Genomic DNA, 25,593 nt, shown 5'->3' with positions numbered 1-25,593 from the left:
AGGCGCTCAGAGCCCAGGTCCGCAGACACTCCGGCACCCCTCGGTATGGTGACCTGAACCGTTCGCCGCCTGGAGGGCCCGCCCCGCGTGTACGTCAAGAGCCTCACCCTCAAGGGCTTCAAGTCCTTCGCGTCCGCGACCTCGATGACGCTCGAACCGGGCATCACCTGCATCGTCGGCCCCAACGGCTCGGGCAAGTCCAACGTGGTCGACGCGCTTGCGTGGGTGATGGGTGAGCAGGGCGCCAAGAGCCTGCGCGGCGGCAAGATGGAAGACGTCATCTTCGCGGGCACGCCCAACCGTCCGCCGCTCGGCCGGGCCGAGGTCACGCTGACCATCGACAACACCGACGGCGCCCTGCCGATCGACTACACCGAGGTCACCATCTCGCGGACGATGTTCCGCAACGGCGGCTCGGAGTACCGGATCAACGGCACGGTCGTGCGGCTGCTCGACGTGCAGGAGCTGCTCTCCGACTCCGGCATCGGCCGCGAGATGCACGTCATCGTCGGCCAGGGCCAGCTCGACACCGTGCTGCGCGCCACGCCCGAGGAGCGCCGCGGCTTCATCGAGGAGGCCGCCGGCGTCCTGAAGCACCGCAAGCGCAAGGAGAAGGCGCTGCGCAAGCTGGAGTCGATGGAGGGCGACCTCAACCGGCTGCGCGACCTCGTCGACGAGATCCGCCGCCAGCTCGGCCCGCTCGGGCGTCAGGCCGAGACGGCCCGCCGCGCCGCGAGCATCCAGGCCGACGTGCGCGACGCCCGGCTGCGGCTGCTCGCCGACGACCTGGTGCAGCTCACGAGCACGCTCGAGCAGGAGGTCGCCGACGAGACCGCCATGATCGAGCGGCGCACCCGCGTCGAGACCGAGCTGGCGCGCGTCAAGGACGAGCTGTCCGCCCTGGAGCGACAGGCCGAGCGGGCGCGGCCGGCGCTCGCGCAGGCGCAGGAGCAGTGGTACGCCCTGGGCTCGCTGAAGGAGCGGCTCGGTGCCACCGCGAGCCTCGCCGCCGAGCGCGTACGCCTGCTGGCCACCGACGACGAGCAGCCCACCAGCGGGCGCGACCCCGAGCAGCTCAAGCGGCAGGCCGCCGACCTGCGCGCCCAGGAGCAGCAGCTGCAGGCCACGATCACCGGCTCGCAGGCCGCGCTGCAGGCCGCGGTCGAGGCGCGCGGCGCCGCCGAGAAGGCCTACGACGACGAGCAGCGGCGCATCGCCCAGCTCGCCCGGGCCGCCGCCGACCGCCGCGAGGGGCTCGCCAAGCTGCAGGGCCAGGTCGCCGCGCGACGCAGCCGCATCGAGGCGGGCGAGGCCGAGATCGGCCGCCTGCGCGAGCGCATCGGCGAGGCCCAGGAGCGGGCCGCCGTCGCCGAGCGCAAGTACGCCGAGCTCGAGGGGTCCATCGCCGACACCGAGGCCGGCGAGGTCGACCTCGACGAGCGCTACGAGCAGGCCGTCGCCGACCTGGAGGCCGCCGAGGCCGAGCTCGCGAAGCTGCAGGACGACGAGCGCGGCGCCGACCGCGACCGCAGCAGCCACCAGGCGCGGGTCGAGGCGCTGGAGCTGTCGCTGCGGCGCAAGGACGGCGCGGCCACGCTGCTCGAGCGGCGCGACGAGCACGGCGTGCGCGGCTCGGTCTCCGGGCTCGTGCGCGTCGCCGACGGCCACGAGGCCGCGCTCGCCGCGGCGCTCGGCTGGGCCGCCGAGGCGGTCGTGGTCGACGACCTGGCCGCCGCGACCTCCGCGGTCGACAGCCTGCGCGACGACGAGGGCGGGCGCGTGGTGCTGCTGGTGGGGGAGACCGCGCACCCGGTCGAGCCCGACGCGTGGCCGTCGCTGCCGGCGGGGTGCACCTGGGCGCGCGACGTGGTCGAGGCGCCCGACGGCGTACGTGCCGCGCTCGACCAGCTGCTCGACCGGGTCGCGCTCGTGCCCGACGCGACCACCGCGACCGGCCTGCTGGGCCAGCGAGTCACCGCGGTCACGCCCGACGGCGACGTCTACGCCCCCGGCGTGGTGCGCGGCGGCTCGGCCGACGCGCCGAGCCTGCTGGAGATCCAGTCGGCCGTCGACGACGCCCGCAAGGCGCTCGCCGACGCGACCGGCCGCAAGGAGCGGGCGCAGTTCCAGCTCGGCCAGCTGCGCGAGCGGGTCGGGTCGCTGAAGTCGCACGCCGAGGCGGCGCTGGATGAGCTCAACGACTCCGACGCCAAGATGTCGGCCGTCGCCGAGCAGCTGGGTCAGCTGGGTCAGACCGTCCGCTCGGCCGGCGCCGAGCAGCAGCGGTTCGAGCAGGGCATCCAGTCCGCCGAGACCGCGCTCGAGGCCGACCGCGGCGCGCTGGCCGAGCTCGAGCAGCGGCTCGCCGCGGCCGAGCAGGAGCCGGCCGACGAGGAGCCCACCGCCGACGAGCGTGAACAGCTGGCCCAGGCGGCGGCCAGGGCGCGCACCCACGAGACCGACCAGCGCCTCGCGCTGCGCACCCAGGAGGAGCAGGCCCGCTCGCTCGCGGGACGGGCGAGCAGCCTGGAGTCGGCCGTACGCTCCGAGCTCGAGGCGCGCGAGAAGGCCCAGCGCCGTCGCGAGCGGCGGCACCGCGAGGCCCAGGCGGCCCGGGCGGTGCGCACCGGCGCGACGTACTCGGTCGACGTCGTCGCCCAGCTGCTCGAGATCGCCGCCGAGCGGCGCAGCAGCGCCGAGCAGGCCCAGGCCGAGCGGCAGACGCAGATGAGCCAGACGCGCAGCCGGATGGAGAACCTCACCGAGGAGCTGCGCGAGCTCACCGACACCGTGCACCGCGACGAGATCGCCCGCGCCGAGCAGCGGCTGCGCATCGAGGCGCTGCAGACCAAGGCGGTCGAGGAGCTGGGCATCGACCCCGAGGTGCTCACCGAGGAGTACGGCCCGCACCAGCTCGTCCCGCACGTCCCCGGGCCCGACCAGTCGCCCGACGACGAGGACTTCCCCGAGCCGATCGCGTTCGTGCGCGAGGCGCAGGAGAAGCGGCTGCGCTCGGCCGAGCGCAAGCTGAACCAGCTCGGCAAGGTCAACCCGCTGGCGCTGGAGGAGTTCGCGGCGCTGGAGGAGCGGCACAAGTTCCTCACCGAGCAGCTGGACGACCTGCGCCGCTCCCGCGAGGACCTGCTCGACATCGTCACGACCATCGACGAGCGGGTGAAGACCGTCTTCGCCGACGCGTTCGCCGACACCGCCGCGCAGTTCGAGGGCGTCTTCTCGCGGCTGTTCCCCGGTGGCGAAGGGCGCCTGGTGCTCACCGAGCCCGGCGACATGCTGACCACCGGCATCGAGGTCGAGGCCCGCCCGCCCGGCAAGAAGATCAAGCGGCTGTCGCTGCTGTCCGGCGGCGAGCGGTCGCTGGTCGCGGTCGCGCTGCTGGTGTCGATCTTCAAGGCGCGGCCCAGCCCCTTCTACATCATGGACGAGGTCGAGGCCGCCCTCGACGACGCCAACCTGGGCCGGCTCATCACGCTGTTCGAGGAGCTGCGCGACTCCAGCCAGCTCATCGTCATCACCCACCAGAAGCGCACGATGGAGGTCGCCGACGCGCTGTACGGCGTGTCCATGCGCGGCGACGGCGTCACCACGGTGGTCAGCCAGCGGCTGCGCGACGTCGCCGACGACGGTGGCGACGGCGGTCCGGGCGACGGCGGGGGAGCCCCCGAGGACCAGGACGTGGCCGCGGCCTCCTGAGCCGGCCACGGTCGTACGGCCCGATGTCGGGGGTTGTTGCGGGGGTTTCGCGCCCGTGACGGTCACGAGGGCCGATGTCGGGGGTTGTTGCGCGGGTTTCGCGCCCGTGACGGTCACGACGGCCGATATCGGAGGTTGGGACGCCGTTTCCCCGCTTCACAGGCGGGTGCGGCACCGTGAGACTCGTGAGTAGCGAACTGCCCGAGTCCTATGCCGACCAGCCGCAGTGGCGCCGGATCCAGTCCTTCCTGCCCACGGCGTACCAGCTCGGCCCCGACGACCTGCCCGCCGAGGAGTGGTGGGACTGGGAGGGGCACCGGCTGCACCTGGACACCTATCGCAACCCCGACGCCCCCGCGAAGGTGATCCTGCTGCACGGCGTCGGCACCAACGGCCGCCAGATGACCACGATCCTCGGGCACCCGCTCGCCGAGCGCGGGCTCGAGACGATCGCGGTCGACATGCCGACGTACGGCCTGAGCCGGGTGCGGCCGGACGCGCTCGTGACGTACGACGACTGGGTCCGCGCCGGGTCGGCGCTCGTCGACGCCGAGCTGGCCAAGGACGACCGGCCGATCGTGCTGTACGGCCTGAGCGCCGGCGGGATGGAGGCGTACCACATCGCCGCCGTCAACCCGAAGGTGAAGGGCATCGTGGGGATGACCTTCCTCGACCAGCGCAACCCTCAGGTTCAGGTCGAGACCGCGATCACCAAGATCGCCGGGCGCACCGGCGAGACCACCATGCGGCTCGGGGCGAGCAGCCCGCTGCGCCGCGTCAAGGTCCCGATGCGCCTGGTGAGCAAGATGCACACGCTGGTCAACGACAAGGCCGCGCTCAAGGCGTGCCTCGCCGACAAGACCTCGGCCGGCAACGCGGTGACCCTGACGTTCCTCGACTCCTACCTGCGCTACGAGCCGGCGGTGCAGCCCGAGCAGTTCGACGCCTGCCCGATCCTGCTGACCCAGCCGGCGAAGGACCGGTGGAGCCCGCTGCGCCTCAGCACCCCGTTCCTGGACCGGATCACCCGGGTGCCGGTGCGCGTCACCGAGCTCGCCAACGCCGGGCACTACCCGATCGAGCAGCCCGGTCTCGACCAGCTGGTCGACGCCGCCGACGGTTTCGTGCGCGAGGTGACCCGGGGTGACGTGAACAGTGGGTGAAGGTTCCCGGATTCACCCAGGTTTCTCGGGTGTGGCGGTTTGGGAAGCCACAGGTTCGCACCGCAAGATATGCCCATGGTCTGGCTGATCCTCGCGATGGTGGTCTGTCTCGCGCTCGCCGCTGCCGTCGTCGGCATCGTGGCGGTGCCCGCGCGTCGTGACGGACGCCAGATGCTGACGCCCAAGGGCGAAGAAGTCGTCTCCGGCGTCGCGCGCCGCACCGACAAGGTCGTCTCGACCGCCAAGGGTGCGACCGGCAGCGTCGCCTCAGTCGCCCGCTCCCGCGGCGGCTCGGTGAGCGGTCGCCGCAGCGCCCAGGCCGAGGCCGGGCGCGAGGCCAGCTAGCCCTTCGTACGTCCTCGCGGCGTCCTGGCCGGGGGCTCGGGGCTGTCGTCCCCGTTTGCCATGATGGCCCCGTGGATCAGTTCTGGGAGATTCTGCTCGTCATCACCGCGGCGGCTGTCGCGGGACTTCTGCTCGTCGTCGGGTTCTTCCGCGGCAAGGGCGGACGCACCAAGGACCTGCCGCCGAAGCAGGACGACACCAGCACGACCGGCACCCCCGGTGCGGGCGCCTCCGGTGACGGGGGCGGCGGCACGGGCACCAGCACGATCGAGCGCAAGCCGCCGAAGAAGAACACCTACAAGCCGGGTGCCGGCGTCAAGATCGACACCAGCGGCACGGGCGCGACCGGCAAGGGCGGCGCCGGGGCCGGCACGATCGACCGGCCCGCGTCCGGGGCGACCGGCACGACCACTCCGGGCAGCGCCGGCACGACCCCCACGGACCAGGGCACACCCGCGCCGGGCGACACCCGGCCCGACGCCACCGAGCCCAGCGTCACCCCCGAGGTGGCCGAGCAGCCCGAGGCGACCACCGACGTACCCACCGCCAAGACCGGCGACCCCGACGTCTCGACCGTCGACCGCCCTGACGACACCCTCGTCGGTGACGAGCTGGTCGAGCCCGAGGAGGCTCCCGACCTTGAGCGCCCGGAGTCGGCCCGCGGACGCATGGTGCGGCTGCGTGAGCGGCTCTCGCGCTCCAACTCCGCGCTCGGCAAGGCGCTGCTCAACCTGCTCGCCGGCGGCAAGCTCAACGAGGAGGCCTGGGAAGAGGTCGAGGACACCCTGCTCGCGGCCGACCTGGGCGTCGAGGCGACCACCGAGGTCGTCGACGCGCTCAAGACCCGCGCCAAGGTCGCGGGCACGGTCGACGAGGAGACCGTGCGCGGCTGGCTGCACGAGGAGCTGCTCAAGCAGGTCGACCCGACCATGGACCGCCGCATCGCCGCGAGCCGGGTCGAGGGGCGCCCCGCCGTGGTGCTCGTCGTCGGCGTGAACGGAACCGGCAAGACCACCACCGTCGGCAAGCTCGCCCGCGTGCTCGTGGCCGAGGACAAGGACGTCGTGCTCGGCGCCGCCGACACCTTCCGCGCGGCCGCCGCCGACCAGCTCGACACCTGGGGCGCCCGGGTCGGGGTGCCGACGGTGCGCTCCGACCGCGAGGGCGCCGACCCCGCGGCCGTCGCCTTCGACGCGGTGCGCGGCGGCAACGAGGCCGAGGCCGACGTGGTGCTCATCGACACCGCGGGCCGGCTGCACAACAAGGCCAACCTGATGAACGAGCTGTCCAAGATCAAGCGCGTCGTCGAGAAGCAGAGCCCGATCGACGAGGTGCTGCTGGTCATCGACGCCACCACCGGCCAGAACGGCGTGCGCCAGGCCGAGGTCTTCGGCCAGGCCGTCGACGTCACCGGCGTGGTGCTCACCAAGCTCGACGGAACCGCCAAGGGCGGCATCGTCGTCGCGGTGCAGCGCCAGCTCGGCGTGCCGGTCAAGCTCGTCGGCCTCGGCGAGGGCCCCGACGACCTCGCGCCGTTCGATCCGGCCGCGTTCGTCGACGCCGTCCTGGACTGAGGGCCGAGCGAGCGGCGACCGGCGAGCGGGCCGGGTCGGCTGGTTCGCCTGTCACGCGTCGGCGGTGGTCCGGCGGGGGGTGCGCTGGGGCGCACGGTGCGGCGGTGGTCCGCGAGGGCGTACGCCGGGCTCGCCTGACGCCCCGCGTCCCACCATCCGGGACCAGCCGGCCGCTGTTGCAGGTCGTTAACACGATCCGCGGCATCGCAACACGGGCGTAACACAAGGCGCGCGGAGGCGAAACGGCGCGGGCCCACCGTGGTGGCCCATGAGAAACCTCGCCCTCGCCACCGCCGACTCGGTGACGCTGGACACCGGCAGCACGGCCTGGATGCTGATCAGCGCCGCGCTCGTGCTGCTGATGACCCCGGCCCTCGCCCTGTTCTACGGCGGCATGAACCGTTCCAAGTCCGTCCTCAACATGATGATGATGTCGTTCGGGGCCCTCGGGCTCGTGGGCGTCATCTACGTCCTGTGGGGCTACTCGATGTCGTTCGGCAGCAACGACGTCGGCGGGTTCTTCGCCAACCCGTTCACCAACTTCGGCCTGCGTGAGGTGATGTACGACGCCGGCGGCGAGTTCGCGCTGATGGCCAGCGGGATCCCCACCGTCGTCTTCGTCGCCTTCCAGCTCACGTTCGCCGTGCTCACCGTCGCGCTGATCAGCGGATCCCTCTCGGACCGCGTGAAGTTCAGCACCTGGCTGGTGTTCGCGGGCGTCTTCGTGACGCTGGTCTACTTCCCGCTCGCGCACATGGTGTGGGGCGGCGGCGTGCTCAGCGCCGACGGCTGGTTCGCCGGGGGAGAGGGCGACGCGGCGTACGGCCCGATCGACTTCGCCGGCGGCACGGTCGTGCACATCAACGCCGGTATGGCCGGCCTCGTCCTCGCGATCCTCACCGGCCGCCGGCTCGGCTTCGGCAAGACCCCGATGCGTCCGCACAACGTGCCGCTCACGATGCTCGGCGCCGGGCTGCTGTGGTTCGGCTGGTTCGGCTTCAACTCCGGGTCGGAGCTGGCCGCCGACGGCACCGCCGGCCTGGTCTGGGTCAACACGACCGCCGCGACCTGCGCCGCGATGCTCGGCTGGCTCGCCGTCGAGCGCATCCGCGACGGGCACGCCACCTCGATCGGCGCCGCCTCGGGCGTGGTCGCCGGTCTGGTCGCCATCACCCCGGCCTGCGCCGCGCTGACCCCGGTCGGGTCGCTGGCGCTCGGCGTCGTCGCCGGCGGGCTGTGCGCGCTGGCCGTGGGGCTGAAGTACCGCCTGGGGTACGACGACTCGCTCGACGTCGTCGGCGTGCACCTGGTCGCCGGCCTGTGGGGCACGATCGCCATCGGCCTGCTCGGCTCGGAGACCGGCCTGCTCTACGGCCACGGCCTGCGCCAGCTCGGCATCCAGACCGCGGTCGCGCTGATCGCCATGGTCTACACCGGCGTGCTCACCGCGATCATCGGTGTCGTGCTCGCCAAGACGATGGGCTGGCGCATCCACGCCGACGACGAGGTCGCCGGCATCGACCAGGCCGTCCACGCCGAGTCGGCCTACGAGCTCGCCTCGTTCGGCGCCGGCAGCCGCATCCCGCGGCGCTCCACCGCACCGGCCGACCGCGAAGCGGCCGGCGCCCGTCACCACGACGAGGAAGAGGTCACGGCATGAAGCTCGTCACCGCCATCATCAAGCCGTTCAAGCTCGACGAGGTGAAGGAGGCGCTGGAGGCCTACGGCATCGCGGGCATGACCGTGAGCGAGGCCAGCGGCTACGGCCGCCAGCGCGGGCACAGCGAGGTCTATCGCGGTGCGGAGTACGACGTCGACCTGGTCCCCAAGGTGCGCCTGGAGGTGATCGTGGACGACATGGACGCCTCCAGCGTCGTCGACGTGATCGTCAAGGCCAGCCAGACCGGGCGCATCGGCGACGGGAAGGTCTGGACCGTCCCCGTCGAGGACGTCGTCCGGGTGCGCACCGGCGAGCACGGCGCGTCGGCGCTGTGACGCGGCGGGGCTGACATGGACGACCTGCGCACCGGCCACCGCCCCACCGACCGGCTCGACCTCGCCGGGACGCGTGACTTCACGCGTCCCGGCGCGGGTCGCGACCGCCGCGACCGGGTGAGCAGCTTCGGCCTGCGGCACGCCGCCGGGCTGTTCGACGAGGCGTGCACGGCCGCGCTCGGAGGGCGTACGTCCGGGGTCGCCCTGGCCGCCGTCGGCAGCCTCGCCCGGGGAGACGCCGGCCCGCTCAGCGACTACGACCTGGTGCTGCTGCACGACGGCCGCACCGTGCGCGGCAAGCAGGTCGACACCGTGGCCGACGCGGTCTGGTATCCCCTGTGGGACGCCGGCGTGCGCCTGGACCACGCGGTGCGCACGCCCGCCGAGTCGCGCAAGGTCGCCGCCGACGACCTGGGCGCGGCGGTGGGCCTGCTCGACATCGCCCACGTCGCGGGCGACCCCGTGCTGTCGGCTGCGGTGCAGCAGTCGGTCGCGCACGACTGGCGGTCCAACGCCCGCAAGCGGCTGCCCGAGCTGGTCGAGCAGGTGGGGCTGCGGCACGCCCGCCACGGCGACCTCACGACCGCGCTCGAGCCCGACCTCAAGGAGGCCAGGGGAGGGCTGCGCGACATGACGATCCTGCGGTCGCTGACCGCCGCGTGGCTGACCGATCGCCCGCACGGGTCGGTCGACGAGGCGTACGAGCGGCTGCTCGACGTGCGCGACGCCGTGCACGTCGTGACCGGCCGGGGCCGCGACCGGCTCGCTCGGGAGGACCAGGACGCCACCGCCGCGCTGCTCGGGCTGCCCGACGCCGACGCGCTGCTCACCGAGGTCGTGCGCTCGGCGCGCGGCGTGGCGTTCGCGCTCGACTCCACCCTGCGCCGCGCCTCGCAGGCCCAGCGCGCCCGCACCCTGCGGGTGGGTCCGCGTCGACCGACGTTGCGGCCGTTGGGTTTCGGGCTCTTCGAGCACGACGGGGAGGTCGTGCTCGGCCGGCGCACCCCGCCCGGTGACCAGCTGCTGCTGATGCGCGCGGCGGCGGCCGCGGCCCGGCGCAACCTGCCGCTCGCGCCCGTCACGGTGCGCAACCTCACCCGCGACCTGGCGCCGCTCCCGCAGCCGTGGAGCGAGGCGCAGCGGGCGGCGTTCGTCGACCTGCTCGCGAGCGGACCCGGGCTGGTGCAGGTGTGGGAGGCCCTCGACCTGGCCGGCGTGATCGCGCAGTGGATCCCGGAGTGGAAGGCCGTCTCGAGCCGCCCGCAGCGCAGCCCGGTGCACCGGCACACCGTCGACCGGCACCTGGTCGAGACCGTCGTCGAGGCCGCCGCGCGCCGGCGCGACGTCGACCGCCCGGACCTGCTGCTCGTCACCGCGCTGCTGCACGACATCGGCAAGATCGCCGGCGTGCACGACCACGCGGTCGAGGGCGCGCCCGTCGCCGCCTCGATCGCCCGGCGGATGGGCTTCGGCCCCGACGACGTCGCGGCCGTCGAGCTGCTCGTACGCCAGCACCTGGCTCTGGTGGACCTCGCCACCCGACGCGACCCGCAGGACCCGAGCACCGTGCGCGAGCTCGTGGCGGTGGTCGAGGAGCGGCCCGAGCTGCTGGAGCAGCTGCGGGCACTGACCGAGGCCGACGCCGTCGCCGCCGGGCCCAGCGCCTGGACCAGCTGGCGCGCCCGGCTGGTCCAGGACCTCAGCACGCTCGCCCGCGACAGCCTCGCCGGCCGGCGAGCCCTGCGCACCGAGCCGGGCGGCGCCGAGGAGCTGCTCACCCCGCAGGTCATGGAGCGGCTGCTCGTGGGGGAGGCGCACGTCGCGGTCGTGCCCGTCGAGGGCGGTGCCCGCGTCGAGGTCGTCGACCGCGACCGGATGGGCCTGTTCGCCGACACCGCGGGGCTGCTGGCCGCGCACGGCCTGGTCGTGCGGTCCGCCCGGCTGCGCACCGTGGAGGAGACGGCGGTCGACGTCTGGCACGTCGAGGCACCCGCCGGCGAGCTGCCGGCCGCAGCCGACCTCGCGCGCGACCTGCGCCGGCTGGCCGGCGGCGACCGGGGGCCGCTGCGCGGGCTCGGGCGGCAGGGCGAGGGCTCGGGAGAGCCGGCCGCGGACGTACGCCCCACGCGCGCGACCGTCGAGCCCGGCGCGTCCGACGACGCCACCGTCATCGAGGTGCGGGCCGCCGACCGGCCCGGCCTGCTGCGCGACATCGGCCTGACCATGACCCGGCTCGGGCTGGTGGTGCGCTCGGCGCACGTGGCGACGTACGCCGGGCAGACGCTCGACACGTTCTACGTCACCGGCGCCCAGGGGCTCACGATCGACCCGCCGCAGGTGGCTCGGGCCATCGCGGCGCTGATCGACGCCTGCGACGGCACCCGCCCGGGGGCCGTCGGATAGGGCGAGACCCGCACCGGCAGTTAACCTGGGGCCCGTGTTCACCAGCCTGTCCGATCGCCTGACCGCGACCTTCAAGAACCTGCGCGGCAAGGGGCGTCTCAGCGAGTCCGACGTCAACGCCACCATCCGCGACATCCGGATGGCGCTGCTCGACGCCGACGTCGCGCTCCCGGTCGTCAAGGAGTTCACCCGCGGCATCCGCGAGCGGGCCCTCGGCGCCGAGGTCAGCCAGGCGCTGAACCCCGGCCAGCAGGTCGTCAAGATCGTCAACGACGAGCTGATCCGGGTGCTCGGCGGCGAGACCCGCCAGCTCACCTTCGCCAAGAAGCCGCCGACGGTGATCATGCTCGCCGGCCTGCAGGGGTCGGGAAAGACGACCTTCGCCGGCAAGCTCGGCAAGCTGCTCAAGGACCAGGGGCACTACCCGCTGCTGGTCGCGGCCGACCTGCAGCGCCCCAACGCCGTCACCCAGCTCGAGGTCGTCGCCGACCGGGCCGGCGTGCTGAGCTTCGCGCCCGAGCGCGGCAACGTGGGCGGGCACGACGCGGTCACCGAGTCGGGCGAGGGCACCCGCTCGTTCGGCGACCCGGTCGCGGTGGCCCGGGCCGGCGTCGGTCAGGCGACCTTGCGCGGCTACGACATCGTCATCATCGACACCGCCGGTCGCCTCGCCGTCGACGAGAACCTCATGGAGCAGGCGCGCGACATCCGCGACGCGGTGCAGCCCGACGAGGTGCTGTTCGTCATCGACGCGATGATCGGTCAGGCCGCGGTCGACACCGCCCACGCGTTCCAGGACGGCGTCGACTTCACCGGCGTCGTGCTGTCCAAGCTCGACGGTGACGCCCGCGGTGGTGCGGCCCTTTCGGTCGCCTCGGTCACCGGCCGCCCGATCATGTACGCCTCGGTCGGCGAGCAGGTCAAGGACATCGAGGTCTTCCACCCCGACCGGATGGCCTCGCGCATCCTCGACATGGGCGACGTGCTCACCCTCATCGAGCAGGCCGAGCGGGCCTTCGACCGCCAGCAGGCGGCCGAGATGCACCGCAAGTTCATGGCCGAGGAGGACTTCACCTTCACCGACTTCCTCGAGCAGATGGCGGCCATCAAGAAGATGGGCAACCTGAAGTCGCTGCTCGGGATGATGCCCGGCATGGGGCAGATGCGCGACCAGCTCAACGCGCTCGACGAGAAGGAGTTCGACCGGGTCGAGGCGATGGTGCGCTCGATGACCCCGTTCGAGCGCAGCCACCCCAAGCAGATCAACGGTTCGCGCCGGGCGCGCATCGCCAAGGGCTCCGGAGTCACCGTCTCCGAGGTCAACCAGCTGCTCGAGCGCTTCCAGGGCGCGCAGAAGATGATGCGTCAGATGCGCCGCGGCGGTGGCGGGATGCCCGGCATGCCGGGGATGCCCGGCGGCGCCCCGGGTGGCGGCGGCCCCAAGCGCGGCAAGCAGCAGCCCAAGAAGAAGGGCAAGAGCGGCAACCCCGCCAAGCGCGCCCAGCAGGAGAAGGCGGCGGCCGAGAAGGCCGAGCGGGCCCGCGCCGCGGCGATGGGCAGCGCGTTCGGCGACCTCGGCGACCAGCAGGGCGAGCAGGACCTCAGCGACCTGAAGCTGCCCAAGGGGTTCGAGAAGTTCCTCGACCGCAAGGACTGACCCGGCGGTGCTGCACACGACCTCGCTCGGGGAGGCAGGGCCGCGAGTTGCCTTCTGCCACGGGCTTTTCGGGCAGGGCAAGAACTTCACCCAGATGGCCAAGGAGCTCGCCTCCGACCACCGCGTCACGCTGATCGACCTGCCCGACCACGGCCGCTCGCCCTGGTCGACCTCCTTCTCCTACGTCGGCATGGCCGACCAGGTCGCCGAGGCGCTCGCGAGCGTCGGCGGCGACGAGCGGTGGGCGCTGGTCGGGCACTCGATGGGGGCCAAGACCGCGATGCTGCTCGCGCTGCGTCGGCCCGAGCTGGTCGACCGGCTCACCGTGGTCGACATGTCCCCGGTCGCGTATCGCGGGCGCACCGTCTTCGAGGACTACGTCGCCGGCATGCGTTCCCTGCCGCTGGACCGGCTCAGCGGTCGCGCCGAGGCGGACGAGCTGCTGGCGCCGTACGTCCCCGAGGCGACCATCCGGGCCTTCCTGCTGCAGAACCTGCGGCGCGACGACGACGGCGGTTTCCGCTGGCAGATGAACCTGCAGCTGCTGGGCGACTCGCTCGCCGACCTCGCGGGCTGGCCGGCCGACGAGATCGAGCCGGGGAGGACGTACGACGGGCCGGTGCTGTGGCTCGCGGGCGCCGAGTCTCGTTATGTACGACCGGAGTTCGGCGACGCGATGCGCGGATACTTCCCGCGCACCCGGCTGATCACGGTCAAGGGCGCCGGGCACTGGCTGCACTCCGAGCAGCCGGCGATCTTCACCGCGGCGATGCGGCAGTTCCTCTCGGCCGGCTGAGCGAGGCAGGCCGGCGCGCGCGGCGCTCGGGGGGTCACAGGCTCAGGGCGGCGGTGCGCAGCGCTTCCTTCAGCAGCTCGGTGCGCCGGCTCGGGTGGCGCCCCGGCGCGGTGATCAGGCCCATCTTCAGCCGCGACCCGGCGTCGCAGATCTCCAGCCGCACGACCCGGTCGCCGGCCGCGGTGAGCTCGGTGGCCCAGGGCATGGTGAGCAGCGCGAACCCGTCGGACGCGCCGACCAGGCTGCGGATCGTGGCGATGCTGGTCGAGGTCATCGACGAGGTGACCGAGATGCCCGCCTCGAGCATCAGCAGCTCCATGACCTGCACCGACTCGGGGATGTTGAACCGGATCCACGGGAACTGGCTCAGCTCCGCGAGGGTGACCTCGCCGCGCTCGGCCAGCGGGTGTCCCGCCGCGACGATCGCGTGGAAGCGCATGTCGCGCACGATCTCGAACTCCACGCCGGTCAGCGGCCGGAGCAGATAGCTCAGGGCCACCTCGCAGGTGCCCGTCACGACGGCGCGGTGCAGCGTGTCCACGTCGCCCTCGATCAGGTCGAGGTGGATGTCCAGCCCGCGCCGCCGCAGCTCGTGCATCACCTTCGGCACGCACACGGGTGCCAGCGGCAGGAAGCAGCCCAGCGACAGGGTGCCGCTCTCGGCCGACCCTGCCGCGCGGGCGCCGGCGGTCACGTCGCGGGCCTGGCGCAGCATGCTGCGCGCGTCGGCGAGGAAGGCGTGCCCGTCGGGGGAGAGGGTCACCCGGCGCGACGGGCTGCGGATGAGCAGCTGGACGCCCAGGTGCTGCTCGAGCTTCATCACGCTCGCGGACAGCGCCGACTGCGAGACGTGCAGCTGCTGCGCGGCGCCGCTGACGCTGCCGAACTCGGCCACCGCGACGAAGTGGTCGAGCTGGATCAGCGTGAAGCCGATCTCCTCGCTCACCCTGGCATGATCCTGCGTCCGGCGGCCCGGCGCACCAGGCATCGCTGCAGTCGATGGAAACCAGCGGAAACATCTGCTTTCCAGAACGCGGGGGTGAGGACGACACTCATAGGTGCGATGAAGATGACCCTTACCGGTGCCGACCTGCTGGTCCGCGCCGCCCACGACGAGGGAGTGCGGCTGTGCCTCACTCACCCCGGAGCCGCCGAGCTGCCGCTCGTGCGCTCCCTCGTCCGCGAGCCCGGCGTACGTCCGGTGCTGGCTCTGTGCGAGGGCGTCGCCACCGGTGTCGCGGACGGCTATGCGCGCGTGGCGCGCCGGCCCGCGATGGTGCTGATGCGCGGGCCGGGGCTCGCGCACGCCGCGCCGAACCTGCACCACGCGCGCCGGGCGTACTCCTCGGTCGTGTCCGTCGTGGGTGACCACGCGACGACGCAGCCGGCGGGGGACGCCCGCGGTGCGGCCCCCCTCGAGGCGATCGCGGCGGCGGTGTCGGGCTGGCACGCCACGACCCAGAGCGTCGCCGACGCCGGGTGGGACCTGATCGACGCGGTGGGTGCCGCGCGGTCGGGTCGCTGCCCCGCCACCCTCGTCGTCCCGGTGGACGTCCAGGAGGCGGAGGCCGAAGAGCTTCCCGTCGTGCTCGCCGAGCGAGTGCGCCGGGCCCCGGTCGGTGAGGACCGGGTGGTCGACTGCGCGCGGCGGATCTTCTCCGCCGGGCGTGTGGTGCTGCTGGTCGGTGGCGACGCCCTGCGGGCGGAGGCCTTGCCGTATCTCGAACGACTGGGTCGGCGTCCTGGCGTTCGGTGCTACGCGGAGGCCACCCCGGCGCTCGCCGAACGAGGGTCCGGACGGCCGACCCTGCCTCTTTTGCCGTCCGGGCCCGAGGGAGCACACCGCGTGCTCCGCCGAGCGGATCTGGTGGTGCTCGTGGGAGCGCCGCCGCCGGCCAGCGTCTGCACCGAGCCCGAGCGCCTGCCACCGGGTGCGTCCGCCGAGCGGATGGTCGTGCTGTGCGGCCCGGTCGACGCGTGCGCCGACGCCCTCGGCCGGCTCGTCGACGCGTTGCCGCCGCCGCGCCACCAGCTGCAGCTGGCCCCGCAGCCGGCCGCCGACGGCCACCGCGAGTGGGACACCGCGACGGCGGCGCAGACCATCGCCGAGCGGCTGCCGCAGCACGCGGTGCTGTCGCTGGAGGACGACCGCTGGGCCGACGCCGTTGCGGAGGCCTCCGCGACGGCCGCGCCGCACACGCTGCTCAGCACCCCGGGCGGGCCGCTCGGTCAGGGCCTGCCCGTCGCCGTGGGCGCCGCGCTGGCTGCGCCGCACCGGTCGGTGCTGGCCGTGCAGTCACCGGCGGGCGCGCACTACACCGCCCCGGCGCTGTGGACCGTGGCGCGCGAGGAGCTCGACGTCACCGTGGTCATCCCGCGGCCGCGACCGGCCGAGCCGCGGCACCAGGAGCTGCGCAGCGCGGACGGCAGACCCCGTCCGCAGGGTGCGATCCGACTGTCCTCCCCGGAGCACCCTGCGGTCGGCTGGGCCGAGATCGCCACCGGCTACGGCGTGCCGGTCGAGACCGCCGCGACCCGCGACGAGCTGGACCAGGCGCTCGCGACCGCCTTCGCCGAGCCCGGGCCGCACCTGGTGCTGGTCGACGTCTGAGGCCTCGGCCGCGGCGGGCGCACCCGGTCTGCGCGCCGGCCGGATACGGTGACGCGCATGGCAACCGTGCTGCACGTGCGTGGCCGGATCATGGTCGGCGTCGACGACATCCGCTCGGATCTGTGGGTCGTCGACGGCCGGGTGACCTTCGAGCGGCCCACCGGAGCGGGCCACGAGGTGCAGACGGTCGAGGGGTGGGTGCTGCCCGGCCTGGTCGACGCGCACTGCCACGTGGGCATGGACCCCGAGCACGGCATCGACGACACCCAGGCCGAGCCCCAGGCGATCACCGACCGCGACGCCGGCGCGCTGCTGCTGCGCGACGCGGGCAGCCCGGTCGACACCTCCTGGATGCACGAGCGCGACGACATGCCCCGGCTGATCCGGGCCGGTCGGCACATCGCCCGGACCCGGCGCTACATCAAGGGGCTGGCGCACGAGATCGAGCCGGAGGACCTCGTGGCGTACGTGCGGCACGAGGCCCGCCGCGGCGACGGCTGGGTCAAGCTCGTCGGCGACTGGATCGACCGGGAGACCGGCGACCTCGGGGTCTGCTGGCCGGCCGAGGCGCTGCGCCCGGCCATCGACGCGGCGCACGAGGAGGGTGCCCGGGTCACCGCGCACTGCTTCGGCGAGCAGTCGCTGCGCGACCTGGCCGACGCCGGCATCGACTGCATCGAGCACGCGACCGGGCTGCAGGAGGACAGCATCCAGACCTTCGCCGACCGTGGCATCGGCATCGTGCCGACGCTGGTCAACATCGCCAACTTCCCCTCGTTCGCCGAGGCGGGGCGGCCCAAGTTCCCCACCTACGCCGACCACATGGAGCGCCTCTTCCAGACGCGGTACGCCGTCGTCGCCGCCGCGCACGAGGCCGGCGTCCCGATCTTCTGCGGCACCGACGCCGGCGGGCAGCTGCCGCACGGGCTGGTGGCCGACGAGGTCATCGAGCTGGGCACGGCCGGGCTGTCACCGACCGAGGCGATCGGGGCGGCGACCTGGTCGGCTCGCGCCTGGCTCGGGCGGCCAGGGCTCGAGGAGGGCGAGAGCGCGGATCTGGTTGTGTATCAGTCGGATCCGCGCGAAGACCTCACTGAGCTCAAGCGGCCCCGGCAGGTCGTGCTGCGCGGCCGGCCGGTGGGCGCGGCCGCGGCTCCCTAGACTCTCAGGCGTGCCTCGCCCGTTGTCCGCGCTCGGTGACCGCGTCAGTGTCGCCACCGTCACCGAGGCCGATCTCGGCCCCTACCGCGACGCCGTCGAGGCCTCGCGCGAGCGCCTCGCCCGGTGGAACCCGGTCGACCCGAGCGACCTCGAGCGGCACCTGCGCAACCAGACCCTGGGTCACCGCACCTTCGTGATCCACGCCCGCGACCCCGAGGGCGCGCACGGCATCGTCGGCAAGGTCAACATCAGCAACGTGGTGCGCGGCCGGTTCCAGAACGGGACGATGGGCTACGACGCCTACGACCCCTACGCCGGGCGCGGGCTGTTCGCCGAGGGCCTGCGGCTGGTGTGCGAGCTGGCGTTCGCGCCCGAGCCGCACGGCATGGGGCTGCACCGGCTCGAGGCCAACGTGCAGCCGGGCAACGTCGCCTCGGCCGGCGTGCTGCGCGCGGTCGGCTTCCGGCGCGAGGGCCGCATCCCCGAGATGCTGTGGCTCGCCGACAGCACCGGCGACCACGCCTGGCGAGACCACGACATGCACGCGGTCACGGCGCAGGAGTGGCGCGGGCAGGCCTACCCGCCGCACCGCCCGGCCCGGGTCGTGACGCTCGTCAACGGGCTGCCCGGATCGGGCAAGACCACCCTCGCGCGCCGGTTGGCCGCCGAGCTGTCCGTGCCGCTGCTCAGCAAGGACACCCTCAAGGAGGCGCTCGGCGACCAGCTCGAGCCGGCCGACCTGCAGCGCCTCGGCGGCCGCTCCTCCCGCCTCGGCGCCGGCTGCCACGCCGCGCTGTGGCGGCTGCTCGCCGATTCCCCGGTGGGCGGCGTGGTCGAGAGCTGGTTCGCACCGCCCGCACGGCCGTACGTCCTGGACGGGCTCGCCGACGCCGGGCTCGACCCCGCGCGGGTGCTGCAGGTCTGGTGCGACGTGCCGGTCGAGCTGGCCCGCGAGCGCTTCGAGGGGCGCGAGCAGGCCGGCGCGCGGCACGCGGTGCACGGGCCGCAGGCCGGGCTGGAGGACATGTGGGCCGAGCTCGCCGAGCAGAACCACCCGCTCGACCTGCCCGCCACGGTGCGCGTCGACACCTCCCGCGAGGTCGACCCGCGCACGCTGGTCGCCGTCGCCCTGCACGCCCGCGCCACCAGCGGCTGAGGGGCCGCGAGGCGTACCGGCATGCCGGTACGCCTCGCGCATTCCTGCGGTTGCGGGGTCAGCTCACCGTGAACGGGATGCGGATCACGTCCTGGTTGTCGACCTTGAAGGTGCAGGTGTAGGCGCCGCTCGGGATCCCGCCGGGGAAGGCGGTGGCGGGGGCGCGCAGGTAGACCACGGCCGAGCCCAGCTGGAAGCTGTTCGACAGGTTCAGGCTCTTCGGCCCCTCGGGCGTCTCCAGCGTGGCCGAGACCGAACGCCCCTTCAGGTCGGTGACCATCGCGCTGCAGCCGACCGACGAGGGGCTGGACAGCGTCGAGCTGTTGGACTCGCAGTGCGTGACGTTCGACTGGGAGTACATCGTCGACCCGTCGCAGGCCATGCCCTGCGTCGCGCGCCCGTCGGGCCCGTCGACCTTGGTGCTGTTGACGTACGTCTTGCCCCCGCCCTTGAGCGCGCAGGTGTAGTCACCGGCGGGCAGCTGCAGCTTGCCGACGGAGTAGTTCACGATCACCGAGCCCATGCCCCCCGGGCGGTTGATCGACGCGGAGTAGACCTCCGACCCGTTGCGGTAGAGCACGGCGTCGACGTCGCCGCGCATGTCGCTCGGCAGGTCGGCCGAGCAGTAGATCGCGCTGCCCTTGACCGTCGAGGCAGTCGAGCCGCAGGTCTTGTCGTCCTTGGAAGAGTCGGCGCCGCACAGCTTCACCGCGTCGGAGCGCTCCCCGGCGACCGTGGAGCTGGCGGGGCTGGGCGCGGTCGACGGCGCAGCCGGGGGAGTGCTCATGCTGCTCGTGCTGCTCGTGCTGCTCGTGGGCGCCTCGGTGGTGGTGGGCGCCGCGGCCGACGGCGTCGGGGAGCTCGCGGTGGGGGCCGAGCTGGTCGCGCCGGCCGGCGAGCTCGGCTGCGAGACGGAGGGGGCGTCCTCGGAGCACGCGGCGAGCGAGCCGAGGACGAGAGTGGCGGCCGACAGGGTCAGGGACAACCGGCAGGTGCGGCTGGGACGAGGGGACATCATCGCTCCTTCGAGATCGGGGTGCCGATCGGACGCGACGACCCCCACTTTCGTTCCCGACTGCAAATCAGCCGGGTACGGCACCGGCCCGGCCCGCGTGGTGCGGGCCGGGCCGGATCACCGCCGGTCAGCGTACTCGCGGCTCAGGCCGCAGACCCGTTGGTCACGGGCGTGGCGACCTGCTCCGACTGCCGCAGGTCGTCGGGCGACAGCGGGCCGTCCATGCGCAGCGGCCGGTCGATGAGGTAGCGGACGTAGGCGTACGGCGTGAAGAAGCCGGGCAGGTAGTCGCCCAGCGCGGTCTGGGTCAGCACGTCGCGCGCCTGCTCGAAGTGCCGCGCCCGCTCCGGGGGAGCGTTGCGGGTCAGCACCGCCATCTCCTCCTCGATCACCCGGTCCAGCAGGGCGCGGGTGACGGTCGGGCCCTCGGCCAGCTGCGAGCCGTGGTGCAGCCACTGCCACAGCTGGGCGCGGGAGATCTCGACGGTCGCGGCGTCCTCCATGAGGTTCTCGATCGCCACGGCGCCGGTGCCCTCGACCCACGAGGCGAGGTAGCGCAGCGCCACCGACACGTTGGTGCGCACCCCGCCGAGCGTGATCGTCTGCGGCACGCCCTCCAGCGAGACCAGGTCCTGCGCGGTGATCGGGCCGTGCCGGAAGTCGCGCTGGCAGGTGTTGTCGCCGAGCACGGTGGCGTACGCCTCCTGGCAGGTCTGCACGACCGCCGGGTGGGCCACCCACGAGCCGTCGAAGCCCTCGGCCGCCTCGCGCTCCTTCTCCGCGCGCACCAGCGCCAGCGCGCGGTGCCGGTGCTCGTCGTCCTGCCGGGTCGGGTTGGCCGCGGCCGGCCCGCCGATGGCGTACGCCCCGCGCTGGTGGCAGGTCGACACCAGCAGCTGGGTGTAGGCGCGCATGAACGGCGTGGTCATCGTGATGTGGTCGCGGTCGGGCAGCACGAACTCGTCACCGCGGTGGGCGAAGGTGCGGATGTAGCTGAAGATGTAGTCCCAGCGGCCCGCGTTGAGCCCGGCGGCGTGCTCGCGCAGCTCGTAGAGGATCTCGTCCATCTCGAACGCCGCGGTGATCGTCTCGACCAGCACGGTCGCGCGGATGGTGCCGCGGCGGATGCCGAGCTCCTCCTGGGCCATCACGAAGATGTCGTTCCACAGCCGCGCCTCTTCGTGCGACTCGATCTTCGGCAGGTAGAAGTACGGCCCGCGCCCGCCGTCGATGAGCGCCTGGGCGTTGTGGAAGAAGTAGAGGCCGAAGTCCAGCAGGCTGGCCGAGATCGGCCGGCTGTCGATGCTGATGTGCTTCTCGCACAGGTGCATCCCGCGGGGGCGCACGACGATCGTCGTCGGGCTGTCCTCGGCGGTGATCGTGCTGCCGTCCTCGCGGGTCTCGTCCAGGCGGCCGCGCACGGCGTCGTAGAGGTTGACCTGCGCCGAGATGACGTTCTCCCACGAGGGGGCGGTGGCGTCCTCGAGGTCGGCGATCCACACCTGTGCCCCCGAGGTGAGCGCGTGCACGCCCATCGAGCGGGTCGCCGGCGAGATCAGCTCGCAGCGGCGGTCGCGCAGGCCCGGGCCGGGCGCGGCCACCGACCAGCTGGCGTCGGCCCGGATGTGGCGGGTGTCGGAGCGGAAGTCGAGGTTCTCGCCGGCGCTGATCCGGCGGGCGCGGTCACGTCGGGTCTGCAGCAGCTCGGCGCGGCGGCCGGCGAAGGCCGAGTCGAGCTTGGCGACGAACGCGATCGCCTCGGGGGTCAGGATCTCGTCGAATCGCGGATGCATGGTGCCGCGGGTGGTGGTGGTCATGACACGTCCTCCTTCGCGGGACGTCCGGTGCTGCATGGATGAAGAAGAAGAGGGGATGAAAGGGGAGGAACCCGGGCCCCGCTCTGGCCGGAGCCAGGTGACCAGAGCGGGACCCGGGTGGTTGGAGAGCTCCTCCGCGGAGCCCGGTTCGAGCCGTCCGGCTCGAACCGGCTCAGAACTGGCTGGACTCGGTGGAGTCCTTCAGCGCGGTGGTGGAGCTGTTCGGGTCGATCGCGGTCGCGACCAGGTCGAAGTAGCCGGCGCCGACCTCGCGCTGGTGCTTGGTCGCGGTGTAGCCGCGGCCCTCGCTCGCGAACTCGCGCTCCTGCAGCTCGACGTAGGCCTTCATCTGCTCCTGGGCGTAGCCCTGAGCGAGGTCGAACATCGAGTAGTTCAGGGCGTGGAAGCCGGCCAGGGTGATGAACTGGAACTTGAAGCCCATCGCGCCGAGCTCGTTCTGGAACTTGGCGATCGTGGCGTCGTCGAGGTGCTTCTTCCAGTTGAACGACGGCGAGCAGTTGTACGCCAGCATCTGGTCGGGGAAGTCGGCCTTGACCGCCTCCGCGAACTGCCGGGCGACCTCCAGGTCGGGGGTGCCGGTCTCCATCCAGATGAGGTCGGCGTACGGCGCGTAGGCCTTGGCCCGCGCGATGCACGGCTCGATGCCGTTCTTGACCTTGTAGAAGCCCTCGGCGGTGCGCTCGCCGGTGATGAACGGCTGGTCGCGCTCGTCGACGTCGGTGGTGATCAGCGTCGCGGCCTCGGCGTCGGTGCGCGCGATGATCAGCGACGGCACGTCGGAGACGTCGGCGGCCAGGCGCGCGGCGTTGAGCGTGCGCACGTGCTGCTGGGTCGGGATGAGCACCTTGCCACCGAGGTGGCCGCACTTCTTCTCCGAGGCGAGCTGGTCCTCCCAGTGCACGCCCGAGGCGCCGGCGGCGATCATCGACTTCATCAGCTCGTAGGCGTTGAGCACGCCACCGAAGCCGGCCTCGGCGTCGGCCACGATCGGCACGACCCACTCGTCGACGCTCTTGGTGCCCTCGGAGAACTCGATCTGGTCGGCGCGCAGCAGCGCGTTGTTGATGCGGCGGACCACGTTCGGCACCGAGTTGGCCGGGTAGATCGACTGGTCGGGGTAGGTCTGGCCGGAGAGGTTGGCGTCACCGGCGACCTGCCAGCCCGACAGGTAGATGGCCTTCAGGCCCGCCTTGACCTGCTGCACGGCCTGGTTGCCGGTCAGCGCGCCGAGCGCGTTGACGTAGTCCTCGGTGTGCAGCTTGTCCCACAGCTGCTCGGCACCGCGGCGGGCGAGGGTGAACTCCTCCTGGACGCTGCCCCGGAGCCGGACGACGTCGTCGGCGGTGTAGTCACGCGTGACGCCCTTCCAACGCTCGTTGGTGTCCCAGTCCTTCTGGATCTCGGCCGCCTGCGTGGCGCGCGGGTCCAGGCCCTGCTCGCTCAGCTGCTGCGACTCGTTCACGGTGGAGGTCATGGCTCCCTCGTCCTTTCGTTTCCGGCGGCTGCCGGACTCGCCTGCGGTGTGATGTGAACCATCCTGGGCAGCACGGAAGCGGTTGTGCACCCGCTGGAGACGTAAAGATCAGGCGATCTTGACGTACTGACGGGTTTTGCTCGCGCTTTCGCCCGGTCGCCAGGCATGATGGGTGTCATGAGTACGACTTCTTCACCCGCCCGCGAAGGTCGCCTCACCCGGCCCCGGCGCGAGACGGCCCCGGAGTCCAAGGGTTCCGCGGCTCCCGACGCGCTCACCATCGGCCGGCGGCTGCGGCACGTGCGCACCGAGGCCGGGCGCACGCTGGGCGACGTCGCCGAGCAGGTCGGCATGTCACCCTCGGCGCTGTCGCTCATCGAGACCGGCAAGCGCGAGCCGCGGCTGTCGGTGCTCACCGCGCTGGCCGAGACGCTCGACACCCCGCTCGCCGACCTGCTCACCACCGCGCCGCCCACCCGGCGCGCGTCGCTGGAGATCCGGCTCGAGCGCGCGCAGCGGGCCGAGTCCTACCAGCAGCTGGGGCTGCCGGCGGTGAAGATCGGGCCGCGGCTGCCGATGGAGGCGCTCGAGGCGCTGGTCGGCATGCACGAGGCGATGGCCGCGGTGCAGGCCGAGCGGGCCGCGACCCCCGAGCACGCGCGGCTCGCGAACGCCGAGCTGCGCGAGCGGATGCGCGCGGCCGACAACTACTTCGGCGAGATCGAGGACGCCGCCGGCGAGCTGCTGGCTGCGATCAAGCACCCCGGGGGCCCGATCAGCCGCGCCTCGGTCGACCGGCTCGCCGGCCACCTGGGATACCAGCTGGTGCACATCTCCGACCTGCCCGGCTCGACCCGCACCGTCACCGACATGCGCAACAAGCGCGTCTACCTGCCGCAGCCCGAGGCCGGTCAGCACGACTCGCGCTCGCTGGCCCTGCAGGCGCTCGGGCACCTGGTGCTCGGGCACGAGGTCCCCGAGAGCTATGCCGACTTCCTGTCCCAGCGGGTCGAGATCAACTACTTCGCGGCGGCGCTGCTGATCCCCGAGCGCGACGCCGTGGCGCAGCTGCAGCAGGCCAAGAAGGACAAGGACATCGCGATCGAGGACCTGCGCGACGCGTTCGCGGTGTCCTACGAGACCGCGGCCCACCGGTTCACCAACCTGGCCACCCACCACCTGGGCATCCCCGTGCACTTCATGCGCATCTCGCGCGACGGGGTGATCTACAAGGCCTACGAGAACGACGGGGTCAACTTCCCGACCGACGCCAGCGGCGCGATCGAGGGGCAGCGGGTGTGCCGCGAGTGGACCGCGCGGCAGGTGTTCCTGCAGCCTGACCTGTCGCAGGCCTACCAGCAGTACACCGACACCCGCACCGGCACCTACTGGTGCACCGCGGTCGTCGACCGCACGCACGACGGGCTGTTCGCGGTCAACGTGGGCGTGCGATACCAGGACGTGAAGTGGATGCGTGGCCGCGAGACGACCTCGCGCTCGAAGTCGCGCTGCCCCGACCCCGGCTGCTGCGCCGAGCCGCCCGCCGCGCTGTCGCACCGGTGGGAGGGGCAGGCCTGGCCCTCGGCCCGGGCCCACTCCCACCTGCTCGCCGCCATGCCGCCCGGGGTGTTCCCCGGCGTCGACGACACCGAGGTCTACGACTTCCTCGACCGGCACGCGCCCGCCTGAGGCGCGACGCCGGAGGCGAGACGCCGGAGGTGCGGCAGGCGTACGGCCGGCGCGATTTCCGGGCTCCGGCCCGTCTCTGGCACACTGTTGCGGCGTACCCGTGCGTCTCGAGCCCTCTACCTCGTGGCCGCACGCCTACCCCCGAGCTGCGGCTCCCCGCGTGTTCCCCACCCGGTCTCGCCGTGCCTCACCTGACACAGAAACAGGAGACACACCACGTGTCCGTCAAGATTCGTCTGAAGCGCCTCGGCAAGATCCGCCAGCCGCAGTACCGCGTCGTCGTCATGGACTCGCGCACCAAGCGCGACGGCCGGGCGATCGAGGAGATCGGCAAGTACCACCCCAAGGAGCAGCCGAGCCTCATCGAGATCGACTCCGAGCGCGCGCAGTACTGGCTGGGCGTCGGCGCGCAGCCGACCGAGCAGGTCGCCGCGCTGCTGAAGATCACCGGTGACTGGCAGAAGCACAAGGGCGAGGCCGGTGCCGAGGGCACCCTGCAGGTCGCCGAGCCGAAGCCGGACAAGAAGGCGCTGTACGAGGCCGCGCTGGCCTCCGCGCAGAACGCCGACGACAGCTCCGCCAAGGGCGGCGCGACCACCGCCAAGAAGAAGGCGGAGAAGAAGACCGAGACCCCCGAGGCCAAGGGCGAGAAGCAGGAGGCTGCCGACGAGGCCGCCGCCGCGACCGCCGCGCCGCAGACCGAGGTCCCGGTCGAGGAGGGCAAGGCCGACATCCGCAAGGAGGTCGTCGACGCCTCGGTGACCGAGGGCGACTTCGGCCCCGACTCGGCCCGCACCAACGCCGACGGCTCCGCTCCCGCGGGCTTCGACGTCAAGGGCAACAAGGACTCGATGAAGTACCACGTGCCGGGTTCGCGCTGGTACGACTCCACCGAGGCCGAGGTCTGGTTCCGCTCCGCCGACGCCGCCAAGGCCGCGGGCTTCGAGCCGGCCGGTGGCGAGGCTGCCCAGGCCGGCGACGGCGAGTCGGCCGAGGCCTGATCCG

Annotated in this window: 18 protein-coding genes and 1 pseudogene; 15 read left to right on the top strand and 4 right to left on the bottom strand. The window is 72.9% G+C overall.

Annotation, left to right across the window (positions count from 1 at the left end; genetic code table 11):
• Positions 1–87: 87 nt before the first annotated feature.
• From smc to FB554_RS09385, 9 genes are all read left to right on the top strand, one after another.
• Complete coding sequence (gene smc / locus FB554_RS09425; protein WP_142005721.1) at positions 88–3,711, top strand: chromosome segregation protein SMC; 3,624 nt, start codon at positions 88–90, stop codon at positions 3,709–3,711.
• Between the two features lie 185 nt (positions 3,712–3,896).
• Complete coding sequence (locus tag FB554_RS09420) at positions 3,897–4,874, top strand: alpha/beta fold hydrolase (RefSeq protein WP_211344569.1); 978 nt, start codon at positions 3,897–3,899, stop codon at positions 4,872–4,874.
• Positions 4,875–4,949: 75 nt separating this feature from the next.
• Positions 4,950–5,219, top strand: a complete 270-nt coding sequence (locus tag FB554_RS09415) for a hypothetical protein (protein ID WP_142005720.1) — start codon at positions 4,950–4,952, stop codon at positions 5,217–5,219.
• A gap of 71 nt (positions 5,220–5,290) precedes the next feature.
• Positions 5,291–6,793: a signal recognition particle-docking protein FtsY gene (ftsY, locus tag FB554_RS09410; protein WP_142005719.1), complete on the top strand. Its 1,503-nt coding sequence runs from the start codon at positions 5,291–5,293 to the stop codon at positions 6,791–6,793.
• Positions 6,794–7,061: 268 nt separating this feature from the next.
• Positions 7,062–8,453, top strand: coding sequence for an ammonium transporter (locus FB554_RS09405; RefSeq protein WP_142005718.1), 1,392 nt, complete (start codon positions 7,062–7,064; stop codon positions 8,451–8,453).
• The gene (locus FB554_RS09400; RefSeq protein ID WP_142005717.1) at positions 8,450–8,788 is read left to right on the top strand and encodes a P-II family nitrogen regulator; all 339 of its coding nucleotides are present in this window, start codon (positions 8,450–8,452) and stop codon (positions 8,786–8,788) included. The genes FB554_RS09405 and FB554_RS09400 overlap by 4 nt, the downstream gene beginning before the upstream one ends.
• A 15-nt stretch (positions 8,789–8,803) precedes the next feature.
• A complete protein-coding gene (locus FB554_RS09395) occupies positions 8,804–11,191 on the top strand; it encodes a [protein-PII] uridylyltransferase (protein WP_142005716.1) in 2,388 nt (795 codons plus the stop codon).
• Between the two features lie 34 nt (positions 11,192–11,225).
• Positions 11,226–12,848 (top strand): signal recognition particle protein, encoded by a 1,623-nt coding sequence (gene ffh, locus FB554_RS09390; RefSeq protein ID WP_142005715.1) that lies wholly within the window; start codon positions 11,226–11,228, stop codon positions 12,846–12,848.
• Positions 12,849–12,855: 7 nt separating this feature from the next.
• Positions 12,856–13,644, top strand: a complete 789-nt coding sequence (locus FB554_RS09385) for an alpha/beta fold hydrolase (RefSeq protein WP_142005714.1) — start codon at positions 12,856–12,858, stop codon at positions 13,642–13,644.
• 34 nt (positions 13,645–13,678) lie between these two features.
• On the opposite strand, the gene FB554_RS09380 is transcribed toward FB554_RS09385, so the two are convergent.
• Entirely contained in the window at positions 13,679–14,590 is a 912-nt protein-coding gene (locus FB554_RS09380) for a LysR family transcriptional regulator (protein WP_170206834.1), read from the bottom strand.
• Positions 14,591–14,707: 117 nt separating this feature from the next.
• Between FB554_RS09380 and FB554_RS09375 the strand changes: the two genes are divergently transcribed.
• The 3 genes from FB554_RS09375 to FB554_RS17350 are packed head-to-tail and all read left to right on the top strand — an operon-like array spanning position 14,708 to position 18,572.
• On the top strand, positions 14,708–16,255 hold the full coding sequence (locus FB554_RS09375; protein WP_170206833.1) for an acetolactate synthase large subunit: 1,548 nt from the start codon (positions 14,708–14,710) through the stop codon (positions 16,253–16,255).
• 57 nt (positions 16,256–16,312) lie between these two features.
• The gene (locus FB554_RS09370) at positions 16,313–17,416 is read left to right on the top strand and encodes an amidohydrolase family protein (protein WP_211344568.1); all 1,104 of its coding nucleotides are present in this window, start codon (positions 16,313–16,315) and stop codon (positions 17,414–17,416) included.
• 10 nt (positions 17,417–17,426) lie between these two features.
• Positions 17,427–18,572 (top strand): GNAT family N-acetyltransferase, encoded by a 1,146-nt coding sequence (locus tag FB554_RS17350; RefSeq protein WP_236022356.1) that lies wholly within the window; start codon positions 17,427–17,429, stop codon positions 18,570–18,572.
• A gap of 58 nt (positions 18,573–18,630) precedes the next feature.
• Here the strand turns inward: FB554_RS17350 and FB554_RS09360 are convergent, their stop codons facing one another.
• The 3 genes from FB554_RS09360 to aceA form a co-directional block, all read right to left on the bottom strand.
• Positions 18,631–19,587 (bottom strand): hypothetical protein, encoded by a 957-nt coding sequence (locus FB554_RS09360; protein ID WP_142005711.1) that lies wholly within the window; start codon positions 19,585–19,587, stop codon positions 18,631–18,633.
• A gap of 143 nt (positions 19,588–19,730) precedes the next feature.
• Entirely contained in the window at positions 19,731–21,404 is a 1,674-nt protein-coding gene (gene aceB / locus FB554_RS09355) for a malate synthase A (RefSeq protein WP_142005710.1), read from the bottom strand.
• Between the two features lie 172 nt (positions 21,405–21,576).
• Positions 21,577–22,899, bottom strand: a complete 1,323-nt coding sequence (gene aceA / locus FB554_RS09350; RefSeq protein WP_142005709.1) for an isocitrate lyase — start codon at positions 22,897–22,899, stop codon at positions 21,577–21,579.
• 177 nt (positions 22,900–23,076) lie between these two features.
• Here aceA and FB554_RS09345 point away from each other — a divergent pair, with 177 nt between their 5' ends.
• The 3 genes and pseudogenes from FB554_RS09345 to FB554_RS17955 all read left to right on the top strand — a co-directional run bounded on the left by FB554_RS09345 (position 23,077) and on the right by FB554_RS17955 (position 25,589).
• Complete coding sequence (locus FB554_RS09345; RefSeq protein WP_236022355.1) at positions 23,077–24,588, top strand: helix-turn-helix domain-containing protein; 1,512 nt, start codon at positions 23,077–23,079, stop codon at positions 24,586–24,588.
• 218 nt (positions 24,589–24,806) lie between these two features.
• Positions 24,807–25,247, top strand: a pseudogene (gene rpsP / locus FB554_RS17875) (30S ribosomal protein S16); the annotation flags it as partial.
• Between the two features lie 99 nt (positions 25,248–25,346).
• A complete protein-coding gene (locus tag FB554_RS17955) occupies positions 25,347–25,589 on the top strand; it encodes a sunset domain-containing protein (RefSeq protein ID WP_433997081.1) in 243 nt (80 codons plus the stop codon).
• Positions 25,590–25,593: the final 4 nt, after the last annotated feature.

The organism is Barrientosiimonas humi (genome assembly GCF_006716095.1).
Taxonomy (GTDB): domain Bacteria; phylum Actinomycetota; class Actinomycetes; order Actinomycetales; family Dermatophilaceae; genus Barrientosiimonas; species Barrientosiimonas humi.
Note: the sequence above shows the minus strand (reverse complement) of the source record. Positions and strands in the feature narration are given on the sequence as shown.